The sequence below is a fragment of the Isoptericola halotolerans genome (assembly GCF_003003075.1).
Classification (GTDB): domain Bacteria; phylum Actinomycetota; class Actinomycetes; order Actinomycetales; family Cellulomonadaceae; genus Isoptericola; species Isoptericola halotolerans_A.
The window spans coordinates 143,478-161,052 of sequence record NZ_PVTX01000005.1 but is presented as its reverse complement, the minus strand read 5'-3'; the positions used below and the strand labels follow the sequence as shown (position 1 = coordinate 161,052).

Below are 17,575 nucleotides of genomic sequence, written 5' to 3'. Positions count from 1 at the left end.
TGTCGCCCATGGCAACCGCGCACGAGAGCGACGGCGCTCTGGGCGATCTCATCGATCCCGAGCTTCCCTCGTCCACCTACGTCCTCGAACCCGAGGTCGTGTCCCCGCTGGTCAAGAGGGTCGTGACTTCGCACGACGCCGGCACCCACCGCAGCACGTCGCCGTTCACCGGCGCACCGCTCGCCGCGGTGCCGCTCTCGAGCACCGACGACGTCGCCGACGCCGTGGAGCGCGCCCGGGTCGCCCAGCACGACTGGGCCGCGACACCTCTCGCCGAGCGCGCCCGGGTCCTCGACCGGCTGGGCACGCTGGTGCTCGACCGTCAGTCGGAGATCCTCGACCTCATCCAGATGGAGTCCGGCAAGTCGCGGCGCAGCGCGTTCGAGGAGGTCGCCGACATCGCCCAGGCCTGCCGCCACTACGTGGTGCGCGGGCCGCGCTACCTGGCGGACCGTCGCGTGCCGGGTGCCCTGTCGGTCCTGACCGGCGCCCGCGTCCACCGGCGCCCGGTCGGGGTGGTGGGCGTGATCTCCCCCTGGAACTACCCCCTCACGCTCGCGCTCTGCGAGGCGATCCCCGCGCTGCTGGCGGGCAACGCCGTCGTGCTCAAGCCCGACCCGCAGACCACGCTGTCCGCGCTGTGGGCCGCCGAGCTGCTCGCGGAGGCCGGGCTGCCCGACGACCTGTTCTCGGTCGTCGCCGGGGGCGGTGAGATCGGGGCGGCGCTGGTGGACCACGTCGACCACATCGCGTTCACCGGGTCCACGGCCGTGGGCCGCACGGTGGCGGCGCGCGCGGGCGAGCGGCTCATCGGCGCGACGCTCGAGCTGGGCGGCAAGAACCCGTTGTACGTCGCGGCCGACGCCGACCTCGACGCCGCCGTGCCGGGCGTGGTCCGCGCCTGCTTCTCCAACGCCGGGCAGCTCTGCATGTCGATCGAGCGTCTCGTGCTGCACGAGCGCATCGCCGACGCGTTCCTCGAGCGGTTCGTGCCCGCGGTGCGCGAGCTCGCGCTCGGCGCCGGGCTCGACTACACCGCGGACATCGGGTCGCTGGTCTCGGCCGACCAGCTCGAGAGGGTGGCCGCGCACGTCGACGACGCCCTGGCCAAGGGCGCGCGGGCCCTGACCGGCGGCGTGCACCGTGCCGACGTGGGTCCGTACTTCTACGCACCCACGGTGCTCGACGACCTCCCCGAGGACGCGGTCTGCCTGCGCGAGGAGACGTTCGGGCCCGTCGTGGCGGTCTCGCGCGTCGCGAGCGACGACGAGGCGGTCCGGGTCATGAACGACACCGAGTTCGGGCTCAACGCGTCCATCTGGTCGCGCGACGTCGTGCGCGCCCGCCAGGTCGCGGCGCGGGTCGAGGCCGGCACCGTGGTCATCAACGACGGCTACCTCCAGGCCTGGGGTTCCGCGAGCGCGCCGATGGGGGGCATGAAGGCCTCCGGCCTCGGACGGCGCCACGGCCGCGAGGCGATCGAGGCGGTCACGGAGGTGCAGAGCGTCGTCGCGCAGCGCGGGCTCAGCGCGGGACTGTCCCTGGACACGCTCTACGCGCTCGGCGGGGACGTGCCCAGCCGGGCGCTCACCCAGGCGTTGCGGGGGATGCGGCGGCTGCGCCTGCCCTGATCACCGCAGCGCGGCGAGCTCGGCGCGCAGGTTCCGCTCGGCCTGGTCGGCCCAGCGGTGCCGGGCGGCCGGCGTGCGGAACAGACCGGGACCGGTGTGCAGGGTGAGCAGCTGGTCGAGCACCGCGCCGCGCCCGGCCCGGAAGTCGGCGTCGGGCACCTGGCCGTACTCGGCGCGCACCTGGGCCACGTAGCGCGCGTAGCGGCCGGCGTCGCCGCCGAGGACGGCGAGGTCGGCGTCGCTGACCAGACATCCCGCCAGATCCTCGGGAGCCGGGTCGTGCCCGGCCGTCACGAGCACGAGACGTCCGATCTCCGCCACGTCCCCGGCCGAGAGCACCCGGCGTCGCTCGAGCGGTGCCAGAAGGACGCCGACCAGCGCGGCGGAGCGTTCCTCGTCGTCCGGGGTGGCGCCGTCGTGCACCGCGTCGTGGAACCACAGCGCCACCTCGGCGCGCCATGCCTCCCGGGCGGGTGCGCCGGTCTCGCGCGCGAGAGGGCCGATCGCGTCGAGGACGTCGGCCAGGTGGAGGCGGCCGTGGTAGACCCGGTGCGGCTCGCGCCACCGGTCGACGACGTCCTCGCCGACCGCGGTGATCCCGCCGGCGTCGTGCGCCGCCGGGTCAGCGCCCGCGGCCCAGAGCGCGGCCCATCGTGCCAGGAGGGCCGGGCGCTTCGCCCGTCGTCGTTCGTGGCCCGGGACCCGCAGGGGAGTGGCGGCGAGCCGCCGGGCCAGCTCACGGCCGTCCACCGGCGTCGCCCCGGCGGCGACGAGTTCGTCGTACCGCTCGTCCGGGACGTCGTAGTGGTCGAGGTCGAAGGCTCGGTCGGGGATGCCGGCCGCGCGCGCGAACGTCCGCAGCTCGTGCAGCGACGCGTCCGAGACGAGGTGCGACCAGAGGCGGTCGTGCGCCGGCCAGGCCGGCGGGTCGACGAGGACGGTCACGGCGTCTCCTCGGCGGGCGTCGCGGTGTCGAGGGCACGGCGGACCTCGCCGACCAGTGCGGCCATGGCGGCCTCGGCGGCCGGCGCGTCGCCGGCGGCCACCGCGTGCGCGACGGCCTCGTGCTGGTCGAGCGCCTCCGGCACGGGGGAGGCCGGCATCAGGCCGAGATGCGTGCGGCCGGCCAGCACCTCGGCGACCACGACGGCGAGCGCGCCGAACATCTCGTTGCCGCTCGCGCGCAGCAGGAGCTCGTGCATCCGGACGTCGAGCGCGAGGAAGTCGGTGAGGTCGCCGCGGGAACCCAGCACGCGCATGCGGGCGGCGAGGTCGACGAGCTCGGCGCGCTCGGCGGCGGAGGCGTGCCGGGCGGCGCCCGCGGCGGCCAGCGGCTCGACGGCGTGACGCAGCTCGGTGAGGGTGCGGAGCTGCTCGTCGCGGCCCGGGCCGGCGAGGCGCCACCGGATCACCCGCGGGTCGAGCACGTTCCACTCCTCCCGGGGCAGCACGACGAGACCGACCCGTCGGCGTGAGCGGACCAGCCCGAGGCCTTCGAGCATCCGCATGACCTCCCGGGCGACGGTGCGAGAAACGTGGTGCTGTGTTCCGATCGACTCGAGGGTCAGCGGGGTGCCGGGTGCCACGTCGCCGCTGGTGATGGCTCGCCCCACGGCGTCGAGGACGGCGTTGTGCAGGGCGGGGGGTGGCATGGGGGGAGCCTACCGAGACCGGCACGGGCCGCAATTGGTCACACCAATGGCTTGCCAAAGGTGCTACCAATCATGCATCCTCGTGGAACTGACCCGCCGACACGGAAGTCGAACCGATGGACACCGACGTCACACCTGCCGAACCCGGCCCCGCGCAGGACCTCCGCGACGAGGCGGCCGACGCCGTCACGCACGTCGTCGTCATGGGGGTCGCCGGCTCGGGCAAGACCACCGTCGCCCGGATGCTGGCCGACCGGATCGGCGTCGAGTACGCCGAGGCCGACCAGTTCCACTCCGAGGCGAACATCGCCAAGATGAGCGCGGGCACCCCGCTGACCGACGAGGACAGGGCGCCGTGGCTGGCCGCGATCCGCGACTGGCTCAGCACCGAGGCCGACGCCGGACGCACCGCCGTCGTGACCTGCTCCGCCCTCAAGCGTTCGTACCGCGACGTGCTGCGTGCAGCGCGGGGCCGCGTGTGGTTCCTGCACCTGCACGGGTCGCCCGAGCTGCTGGCCGAACGGATGACGGGGCGGTCCGGCCACTTCATGCCCACCTCGCTGCTCCCGTCGCAGCTCGCCACCCTCGAACCCCTCGACGACGACGAGGACGGGCTCACCGCCGACGTCGCCGCACCGCCCGAGGAGATCGTGGACGACGTCGTCGCCCGATGCTCCGCCCCGACCTCCGGGAGGACCACCCATGACGCCTGACGACTGGACCCAGACCCTCACCGCGGGGCCGCTGCTCGCCATCGCGGCGGCCGCCGTCGCCCTGCTGCTCGTCCTCATCATCAAGGTCCACCTGCACGCGTTCGTCGCCTTGATCCTCGTCAGCCTGCTGACCGCCGTGGCAGCCGGCCTGCCGAGCGGGAGCGTCGTCGACGTCCTGCTCGACGGCTTCGGGTCCACGCTGGCGGCGGTCGCGCTGCTCGTCGGGCTCGGCGCGATGCTCGGCCGGCTCGTCGAGACCAGCGGCGGGGCGAAGGTGCTCACCGACGTGCTCGTCGACCGGTTCGGCGAGCGTCGGGCCCCGCTCGCGCTGGGCGTCGCCTCGCTGCTGTTCGGGTTCCCGATCTTCTTCGACGCCGGCCTCGTGGTCATGCTGCCCATCGTGTTCGCCGTCGCGCGGCGGCTCGGCGGGTCCGTGCTGCTGTACGGCCTGCCCGTCGCCGGCGCGTTCTCCGTGATGCACATCTACGTGCCCCCGCACCCGGGGCCGGTGGCCGCCTCGGAGTTCCTCGGGGCGGACGTCGCGACCGTGCTGCTCGTCGGCCTCGTGGCCGCGCTGCCGACCTGGTACGTCACCGCCTACCTCTTCGGTCGATGGGCCGGCCGTCGCTTCGAGCTGCCCGTGCCGGAGATCCTCGGCCGCGCCGACGACGCACAGACCGCGAACCCGCCACGCTTCGGGACCGTCGTCGGCATCCTGCTGCTGCCGCTGGTGCTGATCTTCGCCAACACCGGGCTGGAGACGGCGGCATCGGCCGGCTGGGTCGACGGGGACTCGACGGTCGTGGCGGTCGCCGGCCTGGTCGGCGCGACCCCGGTCGCCCTGCTCGTCACGGTGCTGGTGGCCGCGTGGGTGCTCGGGCGTCGCCGGGGGATCGAGGGCACCGCGCTGGAGAAGACGCTGGACTCCGCGCTCGGCCCGGTCGCGTCGGTCATCCTCATCACCGGTGCCGGCGGCATGTTCGGCGGGGTGCTGCGGGCCACCGGCATCGGCGACGCCCTGGCGGAGGTCCTCGGCGACCTCGGCCTGCCCGTCATCGTGGCCGGCTTCCTCATCGCCGCGGTGCTACGCGTCGCCCAGGGCTCCGCGACGGTCGCGCTGACCACCGCGGCAGGGCTCATCGCCCCGGCCGTGGCCGCCGGCGGCTACGGAGCGGTCGAGCTGGCGGCGATCGTCGTCGCCGTCGCCGCCGGGTCCGTCGTGCTCAGCCACGTCAACGACTCCGGCTTCTGGCTCGTGGGCCGGTTCTTCGACATGGACGTGCGGACGACGCTGCGCACGTGGACCGTCATGGAGACGGGCATCGGTGTGATGGGCTTCGCGATCGCGGGCCTGGTCTTCGCGGTGGCCTGACGCGAGGCGTGGGGGCCCGGCGGTGCGTCGGGCCCCCGCACCGTCGCCTGCCCGGCGAGGGGATCAGCGCGCAAGCGTCACCCGGTGGTGACCGCCGCCGTCGGCTCCCGGCCGTCGACGGCCTCCACGCACTGGCGGGCGATCGCCAGCTCCTCCATGGTCGGGACCACCATGACGAGGGTCTTCGCCCAGTCCGGGGAGATGATGCGCTCGCCACCGCGCGCCGCGTTGCGGTCGGCGTCGACGGCGATCCCGAAGTTCTCCAGGCCCGCGCAGACGGCGGCGCGCACCGCCGCGTCGTTCTCCCCGACGCCCGCGGTGAAGGCGATGACGTCCACCCGCCCGAGCAGCGCCGCGTAGGCGCCGACGTACTTCGTGAGCCGGTGGACGTAGACGTCGAACGCGAGCGCCGCGTCATCGTCGCCGTCGTCGATGAGCTGGCGCAGCTCGCGGAAGTCGTTGACGCCCGAGAGCCCCAGCATGCCCGAGCGCTTGTTGAGCAGCGTGTCGAGCTCGTCGATGCTCATCCCGGCGTTGCGCGCGAGGTGGAACACGACGGCCGGGTCGATGTCGCCGGACCGCGTGCCCATGACCAGTCCCTCGAGCGGCGTCATGCCCATGGACGTGTCGACGGGGACGCCGCCGCGCACGGCCGACGCCGAGGCCCCGTTGCCGAGGTGCAGCACGATCGTGTTGAGGTCCTGCACGCGCCGGCCCAGGACGCGGGCCACCTTGCCCGCCACGTACTGGTGGCTGGTGCCGTGGAACCCGTAGCGGCGGACGTCGTGCTCGCGGGCGATCTCCCGGTCGATGGCGTAGGTGTAGGCCTCGGCGGGCAGCGCCTGGAAGAACGCCGTGTCGAACACGGCGACGTGCGGCACGTCACCGAGCAGCTCGCGAGCCACGCGGATGCCCTGGACGTTCGCCGGGTTGTGCAGCGGAGCGAGCGGCACGAGCGCCTCGATGCGGTCCACGACGTCGTCGTCCACCACCACCGGCCCGGAGAACTCCGCGCCGCCGTGCACCACGCGGTGCCCGACGGCGTAGATGCCGGCGTCGGCGAGGCGGGGCCCGATCTCGTCGAACATGCCGAGGGCCAGCCGCAACGCCTCGCCGTGGTCGGGCACCTCGAGCTCGCGCCGGGTGCGGTTGCCGGCGAAGGTGTGCGTCACGATGCCGGTCGAGCTGCCCGACTCGCCGATCCGTTCCACCGTGCCGGCGGCGATCGCCTCGCCCCCGACGGGGTTCACGAGCTGGTACTTCAACGATGACGAGCCCGAGTTGAGCACCAGCACCGAGCCGTGCGCCCCGTACGCGCTGTACGGGTTGGGCCGGTCGGACTCGGGGACGATGCTCATGCTCGGGCTCCGTTCGAGGGGGCGGACTGCGCCTGGATCGCGGTGATCGCCACGGTGTTGACGATGTCCGGCACCAGCGCGCCGCGGGACAGGTCGTTGACCGGCTTGTTGAGGCCCTGCAGCACCGGCCCGATCGCCACGGCGCCGGCCGACCGCTGCACCGCCTTGTAGGTGTTGTTACCCGTGTTGAGGTCCGGGAAGATGAACACGCTGGCCCGTCCGGCCACCGACGACTCGGGCAGCTTCGAGGCCGCGACCGAGACGTCCACGGCGGCGTCGTACTGGATCGGGCCCTCGACGCTCAGCTCCGGGTGCCGCTCGCGCACCAGGTCGGTCGCGGCGCGCACCTTGTCGACGTCGGCGCCCGTGCCGGAGGTGCCGGTCGAGTAGGACAGCATGGCGACCTGCGGCTGCACACCGAACTGGTCGGCCGTGGCCGCCGAGGACGCGGCGATGTCGGCGAGCTGCTCCGCCGTCGGGTCCGGGTTGACCGCGCAGTCGCCGTAGACGAGCACCCGGTCGGGCAGGCACATGAGGAACACCGACGACACCACGGACACGCCCGGCTTCGTCCTGATGATCTCGAAGGACGGCCGGATCGTGTGCGCGGTCGTGTGCGCGGCGCCGGAGACCATGCCGTCGGCCAGGCCGAGGTGGACCATCATCGTGCCGAAGTAGGACACGTCCGTGACGATCTCCCGCGCCCGCTCCACGGTCATGCCCTTGTGCGCGCGCAACCGGGTGTACTCGGCGGCGAACCGCTCGACGTGCTCCGCGTCGGTGGGCGCGATCACCTGGGCGGCGTCGATGTCGAGGCCGAGCTCGGTGGCCCGTCCCCGGATCGCCGTCTCGTCGCCGAGGATCACCAGGTCGGCGATGCCGCGGGCCAGCACCGTGGAGGCGGCGCGCAGGATGCGGTCGTCGTCGCCCTCGGGCAGCACCACACGACGGCGGTCACCGCGGGCGCGCTCGATCAGCTCGTGCTCGAACATGAGGGGCGTGACCACGGGGGTGCGCTCGACGGCGAGCCGGGCCAGCAGCTCGGCACCGTCCACCCGCTGCTCGAACATCGCCCGGGCGACGTCGTGCTTGCGCTGCGCCGTCGCCGTCATGGCGCCGCGGGTCCGTGCCGCGACCCCTGCGACCTCGTAGGTGTCCATGGTGGTGGCGATGATCGGCACGTGCGGTTCGAGCGCCGCGGCGAGCTGGCCCGACCGGCCCGACGGCCGGTACCCACCGGTGAGGATCAGGCCGGCGAGCGACGGGAAGCGTTGTGCGGCCTGCACCGACAGCAGCCCGAGCAGCACGTCCGTGCGGTCGCCGGGCGTGATGACCACGGTGCCGTCCGCGAGGTGGCCGAGCATGTGCTCGAACGTCATGGCGCCGACGATGACGTCGAGCGCCTCCCGCGCGAGGAGGTCGCGGTCACCGAGCAGCAGCGTGCCGTCGACCGCGTCGGCGAGCTGGGCCACCGTCGGTGCGCCGAGGAACGGCTCCTCCGGGATGACCCAGGTGGGCAGGTCCTCACCGGAGATGCCGGCCCGCACGGCCGCGGGCGCGTCCGTCACGGCCTCTTCGGCCCGGTTCACGACGACGGCGATCGGCTGGGCGTGGCTCGCGCGCAGCTCCGCCACGCTCAGCCGGGTCAGGGTCGAGACGTCCTCGAGCCCCCGGCCGCGCCCGGAGACCACGAGCAGCACGGGGGCGTCGAGGTTGGCCGCCACCCGTGCGTTGAACGCGAGCTCCGTCGCGCCCGACACGTCCGTGTAGTCCGTGCCGAGCACCACGACGGCGTCGGACCGGGCGGCGACCGCGTGGTACCGCGCGACGATCCGCGCGAGCGCCTCGTCCGGGTCGGCGTGGACGTCGTCGTACGTGACCCCGACGGCGTCCGCGTAGTCCAGGTCGACGCCGTCGTGCGCGAGCATCATCTCCAGGACGTGGTCCCGGACGCCCGTCCCGCCGTCGGCCGCGGGGCGTTCCGGGACCCGGGAGACCGCCCGGAAGACGCCCACCCGCTGGACCTGGCGGACCAGGAGGTCGAGCACGCCGAGCGCGACCGTCGACTTGCCGGTGTCCCCCTCGGGGGACGCGATGTAGATGCTGCGTGTGCTCACTGCCTGCCTGTTCGCTCGCGTCGGGCGGTGGTCACGTCCATTCCACCGCATGCACGACGGCGGCGCACCGGTACCGCGGCGTCGGCTTGGTCACTCCCGGCGGGTCACTCGTTGTCACCGCCGGTCGCCGTGGCGGCGTCGTACATCGGGCCGGCGTCGTCCGTGGCCGTCTGTCCGGCGTCGGGCCACACCCAGTCGCGCACCTCGGGGATGTCCTCGCCGTGCTCGCGGGTGTACTGCCGTGCCGCGAGGCGCGCGTCCACCATCCGCTGGCGCAGGCCGGCGACCTTCGAACCCAGCCCCGGCACCCGGTCGATGACGTCGAGGACCAGGTGGTACCGGTCGATGTCGTTCAGCATCGCCATGTCGAACGGCGTGGTGGTGGTGCCCTCCTCCTTGTAGCCGCGCACGTGGATGTTCGGGTGGTTGCGGCGGCGGTAGGTGAGCCGGTGGATGAGCCACGGGTAGCCGTGGTAGTTGAAGATGACCGGCCGGTCGGGGGTGAACAACCCGTCGAAGTCCTTGTCCGACAGGCCGTGCGGGTGCTCCCGCTCGTCCTGCAGGCGCATGAGGTCCACCACGTTGATGACCCGGACCTTCAGGTCCGGCAGCTCCTCGCGCAGGATGTGCGCGGCGGCCAGCGTCTCGAGGGTGGGAACGTCGCCCGCGCAGCCGAGCACGACGTCGGGGTCCTGCCCGGGAACCTCCGTGCCGGCCCACTCCCAGATGCCGAGCCCCCGCGTGCAGTGCGCGATCGCGTCGTCCATCGGCAGGAACTGCGGTGCGGGCTGCTTGCCGGCCACGACCACGTTCACGTACTGCCGGCTGCGCAGGCAGTGGTCGTACGTGCTGAGGAGGGTGTTGGCGTCCGGCGGCAGGTAGACCCGGACGATCTCCGCCTTCTTGTTGACCACGTGGTCGATGAACCCCGGGTCCTGGTGGGAGAACCCGTTGTGGTCCTGCCGCCACACGTGGCTGGACAGCAGGTAGTTGAGGGACGCGATCGGCCGGCGCCACGGGATGTGGTTCGTGACCTTGAGCCACTTGGCGTGCTGGTTGAACATCGAGTCGACGATGTGGATGAACGCCTCGTAGCTGGTGAACAGGCCGTGGCGTCCCGTCAGGAGGTAGCCCTCCAGCCAGCCCTGGCACTGGTGCTCGCTGAGCATCTCCATGACGCGACCGGCGCGGGCGAGGTGCTCGTCGACGTCGGGCCCGTGGAAGTCCGCGTTCCACTGCTTGTCCGTGACGTCGTAGACGGCCTGGAGGCGGTTCGAGGCGACCTCGTCCGGCCCGAAGATCCGGAAGGTGTCCGGGTTGCGGCGGATGACCTCCGTCAGCCAGGTGCCCAGAACCCGGGTGGACTCCGCCATGGCGCCGGCCGGCTGGGGGACGTCGACGGCGAAGTCGCGGAAGTCCGGCAGCCGCAGGTCCTGGAGCAGCAGCCCGCCGTTGGCGTGCGGGTTGGCCCCCATGCGCAGCTCGCCCTCCGGGGCCTGCGCGGCGATCTCGTCGCGCAGCCGGCCGGCGTCGTCGAACAGCTCGTGCGGCCGGTACGACTGCAGCCAGCCGCGCAGCACGTCCAGGTGCTCGGGGGTGTCGCGCGCGCTGGCGAGCGGGACCTGGTGGGCCCGCCAGGAGCCCTCCGTCCGGTGCCCGTCGATCTCCGGCGGGCAGGTCCAGCCCTTGGGGGTGCGGAAGACGATCATCGGCCAGGCGGGCCGCTCCTGCTCGTCCGCCGGCGAGTCCTGGGCCGCCGCCTTGATGCGGGCGATGTGGTCCATCACCTCGTCGAGCAGCTGCGCGAACCGGCGGTGGACCGCAGCGTGGTCCTCGCCGTCGAACCCGCCGGTGAAGAAGTAGGGCGTGTGCCCGTAGCCGACCATCAGGTCGCGCAGCTCGTCGTCGCTGATGCGGGCGAGCACCGTCGGGTTGGCGATCTTGTAGCCGTTCAGGTGCAGGATCGGCAGCACGACGCCGTCCGTGCGGGGGTTGACGAACTTGTTCGAGTGCCAGCTCGTGGCCAGCGGGCCGGTCTCGGCCTCGCCGTCGCCGACGACGGCCGCCACCAGCAGGTCGGGGTTGTCGAACGCGGCGCCGTAGGCGTGCGACAGCGCGTAGCCGAGCTCGCCGCCCTCGTGGATCGAGCCGGGGGTCTCCGGCGCCACGTGCGACGGGATGCCGCCGGGGAAGGAGAACTGCTTGAACAGCCGCTGCATCCCCTCGTCGTCCTGGGTCACGTCGGTGTAGATCTCGGAGTACGTGCCCTCGAGGTACGTGCTGGCCACCAGGCCGGGACCGCCGTGGCCCGGGCCGGCGACGTAGACCGTCGACTGCCGGCGCTCGCGGATGATGCGGTTGAGGTGCGTGTAGAGGAAGTTCAAGCCAGGGGTGGTGCCCCAGTGCCCGAGCAGGCGGGGCTTGACGTCCTCGCGCTCCAGCGTGCGCCGCAGCATCGGGTTGTCGAGCAGGTAGATCTGGCCGATCGACAGGTAGTTGGCGGCACGCCACCACTGGTCGAGGCGTTCGACGTCCGTGTCCGAGAGCTCCGCGACGCCCGTCGCGGGCCAGGTCGGGGAGTCGGCGGTCGAGGTGCTCATCTGACGCTCCTACGGGGAGAGGGACGATCGTGCTCGCTGCTCATTCCATCGCACGCCGCGTCCCGGCGCAGCATGACGCGCGGGACCGGCGGCGGCGACGGACGCGCGTGAGGTTCGCCACGGGATTCCTGGTCGGCCTCCGCGCGCGGATACCGTGGTGCCCGTGCCGAACCCGCCTGTGCGCCGATCCTTCGGGGCGGTCGCCCGCCAGCCGCGGATGATCGCGATCCTGCTGGTCTTCCTCGCCGCGGCGGCCGTGTGCGGGCGGCTGGGTGTGTGGCAGATCGACCGGGCCTACGAGCGGGCCAACCTCGCTGCGCAGCAGGAGGCGGCGGAGGCGGCCGCGGCGGCGCCCGTCGACCTCGGCGAGGTGCTCGCGCCGCAGTCGTCGTTCCCGGGAGATCTGGTCGGGCGCGAGGTGGCGGTGACGGGCTCGTACGAGCCGGAGGGGCAGATGCTCGTCGCCGGCCGTTCCCTGGACGGGGTCGACGGCTACCTGGTCCTCACCCCGCTGCGCGTGTCCGACGACGGCACCGACGGCGCGTCGTGGGCGTCGCTGTCCGGTCCGCCCGTGCTGCCGGTGGTGCGGGGCTGGGTCGACTCGGCGACGCCCGGGGACGCCGCCCTCGAGGTTCCGGCGGGCCAGGTGACGCTGGACGGCTGGCTGCAGGCCTCGGAGTCCACCGCTCGCACCGGCGTCGTGCCGGAGAACCCGGGCGGCCCGCCCCTGACGCAGGACATCGCCTCGAGCGCGCTGGCGAACACCTGGGAGGGCCCGATCTACACCGCCTACGTGGTGCTCACCGACTCCACCCCGGAGCAGACGCCCGCTGCCGCCGGTGGTCCGGCACCCCTGCCCCGACCGGTGCTCGAGGGCGGCGCGGACGTCAACCTGCAGAACTTCTTCTACGCCCTGCAGTGGTGGGTCTTCGGCCTGTTCGCCGTGGCCCTCTGGGTCCGGCTGGTGCGGGACGAGATGGCCGGCGGCGTGCGCGAGCGCCGGTCCCGTCGCGGCGGTCGCGGCCGGGGCGGCGATGCGGGCGACCCGGTGGGCACCGGCATCGCGGGCCTGCCCGCCGGGTAGGTGCCAGGCTGGGCCCCGTGGCGTCCATCGACCTGAAGAAGTCGTACCCCGACTACCGCGCGACGACGACGCCGTCCCGGGTGACCGTGCCGTCGCGTCCCTACCTGCTCGCCGACGGGGAGGGCGACCCGAACACCGCGGGCGTCTACCGTGCGTGCGTCCAGTCGCTGTACCCGCTGGCCTACGCGGTGCGGGCCGCGGTGAAGGAGGCCACGGGTGACGCGTACACCGTGATGCCGCTCGAGGGCCTCTGGTGGGCGGACGACATGAGCCGGTTCAGCGTCGAGGCCAAGGACGACTGGCGGTGGACGCTGATGATCTGCCTGCCCGACGCCGTCGCCTCCGTCGACGTCCCCGACGTCCTGGCCCGCACGACGGCGACGAAGGCGCTGCCCGCCGGCGACCGCGTCCGCTACGAGCACTTCGGCGACGGGGACACGGCGCAGGTACTGCACGTGGGGCCGTATGCCGCGGAGGCCCCGACCGTCGCCGGGCTGCACGAGTTCGTCGCGGCCGAGGGCCTCGTGCTGGCCGGCACCCACCACGAGATCTACCTGTCGGACCCGCGCCGGGCCGCGCCGGAGAGGATGCGGACGATCATCCGCCAGCCGGTCCAGCCCCCTCCGCCGCTGTGGGTGCACGACGCGCCGCTGGCCTGAATGATCCGACGGCGTGTCGTGCACCCACAGCGCTGGGGGGGAGGGGGCTGGGCCGCTAGCCGGCGAGGCGCTCGCGCAGCGCGCGGGCGGCCCGCTCCGGGTCCGGCGCCTCGGTGATCGCCCGGACGACGACGACGCGGCGCGCCCCGGCGTCGAGCACCGCGTCCAGCCGGGCCCCGTCGACGCCCCCGATCGCGAACCACGGGGTGGCCGGCTCCGACGCGGCGACCTGGCGCAGCAGGTCGAGCCCGACGGCGGTGCGCCCCGGCTTGGTGGGGGTGGCCCACAGCGGGCCCACGCAGAAGTAGTCGACGCCCGGGTCGGCGTCGGCGGCCGCGGCCTGCTCCGCGGAGTGCGTGGAGCGCCCGAGCACGGGGCCCGCCCCGAGCAGGCGCCGCACCCCGCCGGTCGGCAGGTCGCCCTGACCCATGTGGACCACCGGCGCCCCGGTCAGCGAGGCGACGTCCGCCCGGTCGTTGACGGCCCACAGGGCTCCGTGGCTCCCCGCGACGCGCGCCACCAGGTCCTGCAGCTCCAGCTCGCGCGCGACGTCCAGCGTCTTGTCCCGCAGCTGGACCACGTCGACGCCGCCGCGCAGGGCCGCGTGCAGGAAGTCCTCGAGGTCGGCGGCCGACGAGCGGGCGTCGGTGCACAGGTACAGGCGGGCGTCGGCGAGGCGGGCGCGGGGGTCGGCGGGCGCCGTGGCAGGTGTGGGCACGGCGGCCAGCGTAGCCACGCGGCAGTAGGGTGGGCGCAGCACGGGAGCCCTGAGCCAGGGCTGAGAGGGCGAGGTCCGCCGACCGTCGAACCTGATCTGGGTCATGCCAGCGAAGGGAGCACGCATGAGGACGTCGGGCACGTCGCCGGACGTGGTGGTCGTGGGCGCCGGCATCGTCGGCGCGGCCGTGGCCTGGCGCGCCGTCGGCGCCGGCCTGACCGTCACCCTGCTCGACCCGCGCCCCGGTGACGGGGCCACCCACGCCGCCGCCGGGATGCTGGCGCCGGTGAGCGAGTCCTGGTTCGGTGAGTCCGCGCTCGCCCGCCTCGGCATGGCCGGGCTCGCCGCGTGGCCACGGTTCGCGGCGGACCTCCGGCGCGCGACCGGCCTCGACACCGGCCTGCGCGAGGCGGGCACGCTGGTGGCCGCCTACGACGCCGACGACGTCGCGCACCTGCGGCGCTGGTTGGCGCTGCACGCCGAGCTCGGCCTGGAACCCACGGAGCTGACCGGCACCTCGGCGCGCCGCCGCGAACCCCTGCTCGGGCACCGGGTCGCCGGTGCCGCCTGGGTCCCGGGCGACCACGTCGCCGACCCCCGCGCGACCTGCGCCGCGCTCGACGTCGCCCTGCACGCGCACCCCGGGGCCGCCGTCGTGCGCCACGCCGCCGTCCGCCTCGAACGCGACCGGGGCACCGTCGTCGGTGTCCACGACGACGCGGGGACGCTGCACCGGGCCGGTGCCGTCGTGCTGGCCGCCGGGTGGCGGTCCGCCGGCCTCGCCGACGTCCCCGTCCGTCCGGTGCGGGGGCAGACCCTGCGGCTCGACGCCCCGCCCGGGACGGCTCCCGAGCACGTGGTGCGCGGCCGGGTGCAGGGCCGCCCGGTGTACGTGGTGCCGCGGCCCCTCGGGACGGGCAGCGGTCCGGGGACGACGCCGGAGCACCGGGAGGTCGTGATCGGTGCCACGAGCGAGGAGGGTCCGGACGACCGCCGTCCGTCGGCCGGGGGAGTGTTCGCGCTCCTGCGTGACGCCCGCGCCCTCGTGCCCGCCCTCGACGAGGCCGCGTTCGTCGAGGCGACGCTGCGCGCGCGGCCCGCGACCCCCGACAACCTCCCGCTCGTCGGGCCGTCGGCCACCCCGGGCCTGCACCTGGCGACGGGCCACCACCGCGGCGGCGTGCTGCTCGCGCCGCTGACGGCGGACGCCGTCGTCGCGGGCCTCACCGGTGCCGCCCTGCCGGCGGCGCTCGCCGACGCCGCCCCTGACCGATTCGCCCCGTCCTCGAAGGAGCCTGAGACATGGCCGAGACCCTGCCCGCCCCGCACGCCCTCGTGAACGGCGAGCCGTTCCCGCTGGACGCGCCGGTGCCCCTGACCGACCTCGTCGCCCGGCTGGTGCCGGGCTGCGTCGTCGACGGCGTGCCGCAGGGCGTCGCCGTCGCGCTCGACGACGCCGTGGTGCCGCGCGGTGCGTGGGGGGCCACCACCGTGGGCCCGGGCGCCCGCGTGGAGGTCGTCACCGCGGTGCAGGGCGGGTGAGGGGGATGCTGACGATCGCCGGCGTGGAGCTCGGCTCGCGCCTCGTGATGGGCACCGGCGGCGCGCCCAGCCTGCTCGCGCTGGAGAACGCGCTGGTGGCGTCCGGCACCGAGCTCACCACCGTCGCGATGCGGCGGGTGGCGCCGCCGGGGCCGGGCGCGGCGGCCGGGGACACCTCGATGTGGGGGCTGCTGGAGCGGCTGGGGATCCGCGCGCTGCCCAACACCGCGGGCTGCTTCTCGGTCCGCGAGGCGGTGCTCACCGCGCAGCTCGCCCGCGAGGCCTGCGGCACCGACTGGGTCAAGCTCGAGGTGATCGCCGACGACGTCACGCTCCTGCCGGAGCCGCTCGGCCTCGTGGAGGCCGCCGAGGAGCTGGTGCGCGACGGCTTCACGGTGCTGCCCTACTGCGGGGACGACCCGATCGTCGCCCGGCGCCTGGAGGACGTCGGTTGTGCCGCCGTCATGCCGCTGGGAGCGCCGATCGGGTCGGGGCTCGGCATCCTCAACCCGCGCAACATCGAGGCGATCGCGGCGGCGGCGTCCGTCCCGGTCATCCTCGACGCGGGGATCGGGACGGCCTCGGACGCCGCGCTCGCGATGGAGCTCGGCTGCGACGGGGTGCTGCTGGCCACCGCGGTCACGCGGGCGGCGGACCCGGAGCGGATGGCCCGGGCCATGCGGCTGGCGGTGGAGGCCGGGCACGCGGCGGCCGGGGCGGGCCGGATCCCGCGGCGGGAGCGTGCGCTGGCCTCGTCGTCGCCGGAGGGCCGGCTCGACCTGGCCCTCTGACGTCGCCCTGTTCGGCAGTTCCTGCTCGGTTCGGCACCTTGAACTGCCGAACAAGGCTGGAACTGCCGAACGAAGCCCCGGTCAGTACGCCGGCACGGACGGGTCGACGTCGCGCGACCACGCGAGGATGCCGCCCGCGATGACGCGGGCGGGCAGCCCCTCCTCCCGGAGCACGGCGGCCGCCTGCGCGGCGCGACCGCCCATCTTGCACAGGACGTGCACCGGGCGGCCCTGGGCACGCTCGGCCACCCGCAGGACGGCGCCGTCCCGGTCCGGGCCGAGGAGCTCGCCCAGCCCCACGAGGTCCGCGCCGGCGACGGCGGCGAGCTCCACCTCCCACGGTTCGCGCACGTCGAGGACGTACGGCTCGACGCCGTCACCCTCGGCAGCCGCCGCGCGCAGGGCGGCCACCGCCGCGGGGCTGACAGATTCGTCCTCCATGGTGGCGGGCCCGACCGGACCGAGCCCGCAGAACGTGGCGTACGCGGCGTCGTCGGGCAGGGCGGTCACCGGTTCCCGCGACGGGTCGGGCCGGACGTCGAGGTGGCGCCACGTGAGGTCGAGCGCGTCGTAGACGGCGAGCCGCCCGAGCAGGGTCCGGCCGGCACCCGTGATCAGCTTGATCGCCTCGGTCGCCATGACCGACCCGACGGTGCCGCACAGCGCACCGAGCACCCCACCGGTGGCGCAGTCGGGAGCCAGCGCGGCCGGCGGCGGCTCGGGGAACACGTCGCGGTACGTCACGCCCTGCGGTTCGCCGTCGGCCCCGGCCGGGGGCGCCGCCCAGAACGTCGCCACCTGCCCCTGGTACCGGTAGAGCCCGCCCCACACCACAGGGACGCCGGCGATCTCCGCCGCGTCGGAGACCAGGTACCGCGTCGCGAAGTTGTCCGCCCCGTCCAGCACGAGGTCGTAGCCGCGCAGCACCTCGAGCGCGTTGGCCGCGGTCAGACGCTCGCGGTGCTCGACGACGGTCACCGCCGGGGCGACGTCGGCCACGGCGTCGCGCGCGGAGGCGGTCTTGGCGCGCCCGACGTCGGCCGTGCCGTGCAGCACCTGGCGCTGCAGGTTCGAGGCGTCCACGACGTCGTCGTCCACGACGCCCAGCGTGCCGACGCCCGCCGCGGCGAGGTAGAGCAGCGCCGGGCTGCCGAGCCCGCCGGCGCCGACCACCAGCACCCGCGCCGCCGCGAGGCGCCGCTGGCCCTCGACGCCGATGCCGGGCAGGGACAGGTGCCGGGCGAACCGGCCGACCTGCTCGACGGTCAGCTCGGGACCCGGCGCGACCAGCGGCGGGAGGGACGGGGCGGTCGGGAGGGCGCTGCGCACACGCCGAGC

15 protein-coding genes and 1 riboswitch are annotated in these 17,575 nt (G+C 74.4%); of the genes, 8 read left to right on the top strand and 7 right to left on the bottom strand.

Translation table 11 applies throughout. The features are described from left to right. Positions 1–8: 8 nt before the first annotated feature. Positions 9–1,631, top strand: a complete 1,623-nt coding sequence (locus BCL65_RS08870; protein ID WP_106267182.1) for a succinic semialdehyde dehydrogenase — start codon at positions 9–11, stop codon at positions 1,629–1,631. On the opposite strand, the gene BCL65_RS08865 is transcribed toward BCL65_RS08870, so the two are convergent. After that, a complete protein-coding gene (locus BCL65_RS08865; protein WP_106267180.1) occupies positions 1,632–2,576 on the bottom strand; it encodes a DUF4031 domain-containing protein in 945 nt (314 codons plus the stop codon). It lies immediately after the preceding gene. Further along, complete coding sequence (locus BCL65_RS08860; protein ID WP_106267178.1) at positions 2,573–3,283, bottom strand: FadR/GntR family transcriptional regulator; 711 nt, start codon at positions 3,281–3,283, stop codon at positions 2,573–2,575. The genes BCL65_RS08865 and BCL65_RS08860 overlap by 4 nt, the downstream gene beginning before the upstream one ends. A 116-nt stretch (positions 3,284–3,399) precedes the next feature. Here BCL65_RS08860 and BCL65_RS08855 point away from each other — a divergent pair, with 116 nt between their 5' ends. Both BCL65_RS08855 and BCL65_RS08850 read left to right on the top strand, forming a co-directional pair. Beyond that, complete coding sequence (locus tag BCL65_RS08855; RefSeq protein WP_106267176.1) at positions 3,400–3,996, top strand: gluconokinase; 597 nt, start codon at positions 3,400–3,402, stop codon at positions 3,994–3,996. Continuing rightward, entirely contained in the window at positions 3,986–5,368 is a 1,383-nt protein-coding gene (locus BCL65_RS08850) for a GntP family permease (protein WP_106267174.1), read from the top strand. The genes BCL65_RS08855 and BCL65_RS08850 overlap by 11 nt, the downstream gene beginning before the upstream one ends. 77 nt (positions 5,369–5,445) lie before the next feature. Here the strand turns inward: BCL65_RS08850 and BCL65_RS08845 are convergent, their stop codons facing one another. The 3 genes from BCL65_RS08845 to BCL65_RS08835 form a co-directional block, all read right to left on the bottom strand. Further along, a complete protein-coding gene (locus BCL65_RS08845; protein ID WP_106267172.1) occupies positions 5,446–6,726 on the bottom strand; it encodes an acetate/propionate family kinase in 1,281 nt (426 codons plus the stop codon). Then, positions 6,723–8,843, bottom strand: a complete 2,121-nt coding sequence (pta, locus tag BCL65_RS08840; RefSeq protein WP_374108551.1) for a phosphate acetyltransferase — start codon at positions 8,841–8,843, stop codon at positions 6,723–6,725. The genes BCL65_RS08845 and pta overlap by 4 nt, the downstream gene beginning before the upstream one ends. 104 nt (positions 8,844–8,947) lie before the next feature. Continuing rightward, positions 8,948–11,443, bottom strand: coding sequence for a phosphoketolase family protein (locus BCL65_RS08835; protein ID WP_106267169.1), 2,496 nt, complete (start codon positions 11,441–11,443; stop codon positions 8,948–8,950). A 163-nt stretch (positions 11,444–11,606) separates the two neighbouring features. Here BCL65_RS08835 and BCL65_RS08830 point away from each other — a divergent pair, with 163 nt between their 5' ends. Together BCL65_RS08830 and BCL65_RS08825 are read left to right on the top strand one after the other, a co-directional pair. Continuing rightward, positions 11,607–12,527 (top strand): SURF1 family protein, encoded by a 921-nt coding sequence (locus tag BCL65_RS08830; protein WP_243400932.1) that lies wholly within the window; start codon positions 11,607–11,609, stop codon positions 12,525–12,527. Between the two features lie 17 nt (positions 12,528–12,544). Continuing rightward, positions 12,545–13,186, top strand: coding sequence for a GyrI-like domain-containing protein (locus BCL65_RS08825; RefSeq protein ID WP_106267167.1), 642 nt, complete (start codon positions 12,545–12,547; stop codon positions 13,184–13,186). Between the two features lie 55 nt (positions 13,187–13,241). Here BCL65_RS08825 and thiE read toward each other — a convergent pair whose 3' ends face one another. Continuing rightward, positions 13,242–13,904, bottom strand: a complete 663-nt coding sequence (thiE, locus tag BCL65_RS08820) for a thiamine phosphate synthase (RefSeq protein ID WP_106267415.1) — start codon at positions 13,902–13,904, stop codon at positions 13,242–13,244. A 30-nt stretch (positions 13,905–13,934) separates the two neighbouring features. Next, positions 13,935–14,040: riboswitch (TPP riboswitch) on the top strand. On the opposite strand from thiE, the gene thiO reads away from it, so the two are divergent. The 3 genes from thiO (at position 14,029) to BCL65_RS08805 (ending at position 16,237) form a co-directional block, all read left to right on the top strand. Next, positions 14,029–15,243, top strand: a complete 1,215-nt coding sequence (gene thiO, locus BCL65_RS08815; RefSeq protein WP_165799977.1) for a glycine oxidase ThiO — start codon at positions 14,029–14,031, stop codon at positions 15,241–15,243. Its footprint overlaps the riboswitch before it by 12 nt. After that, positions 15,207–15,446 carry a sulfur carrier protein ThiS gene (thiS, locus tag BCL65_RS08810; protein WP_106267165.1) on the top strand — a complete coding sequence of 80 codons (240 nt, stop codon included), beginning with the start codon at positions 15,207–15,209 and terminating at the stop codon, positions 15,444–15,446. The genes thiO and thiS overlap by 37 nt, the downstream gene beginning before the upstream one ends. A 5-nt stretch (positions 15,447–15,451) precedes the next feature. Then, on the top strand, positions 15,452–16,237 hold the full coding sequence (locus BCL65_RS08805; protein ID WP_106267163.1) for a thiazole synthase: 786 nt from the start codon (positions 15,452–15,454) through the stop codon (positions 16,235–16,237). Between the two features lie 81 nt (positions 16,238–16,318). On the opposite strand, the gene BCL65_RS08800 is transcribed toward BCL65_RS08805, so the two are convergent. Then, positions 16,319–17,566 (bottom strand): ThiF family adenylyltransferase, encoded by a 1,248-nt coding sequence (locus tag BCL65_RS08800; RefSeq protein ID WP_106267161.1) that lies wholly within the window; start codon positions 17,564–17,566, stop codon positions 16,319–16,321. Positions 17,567–17,575 lie beyond the last annotated feature (9 nt).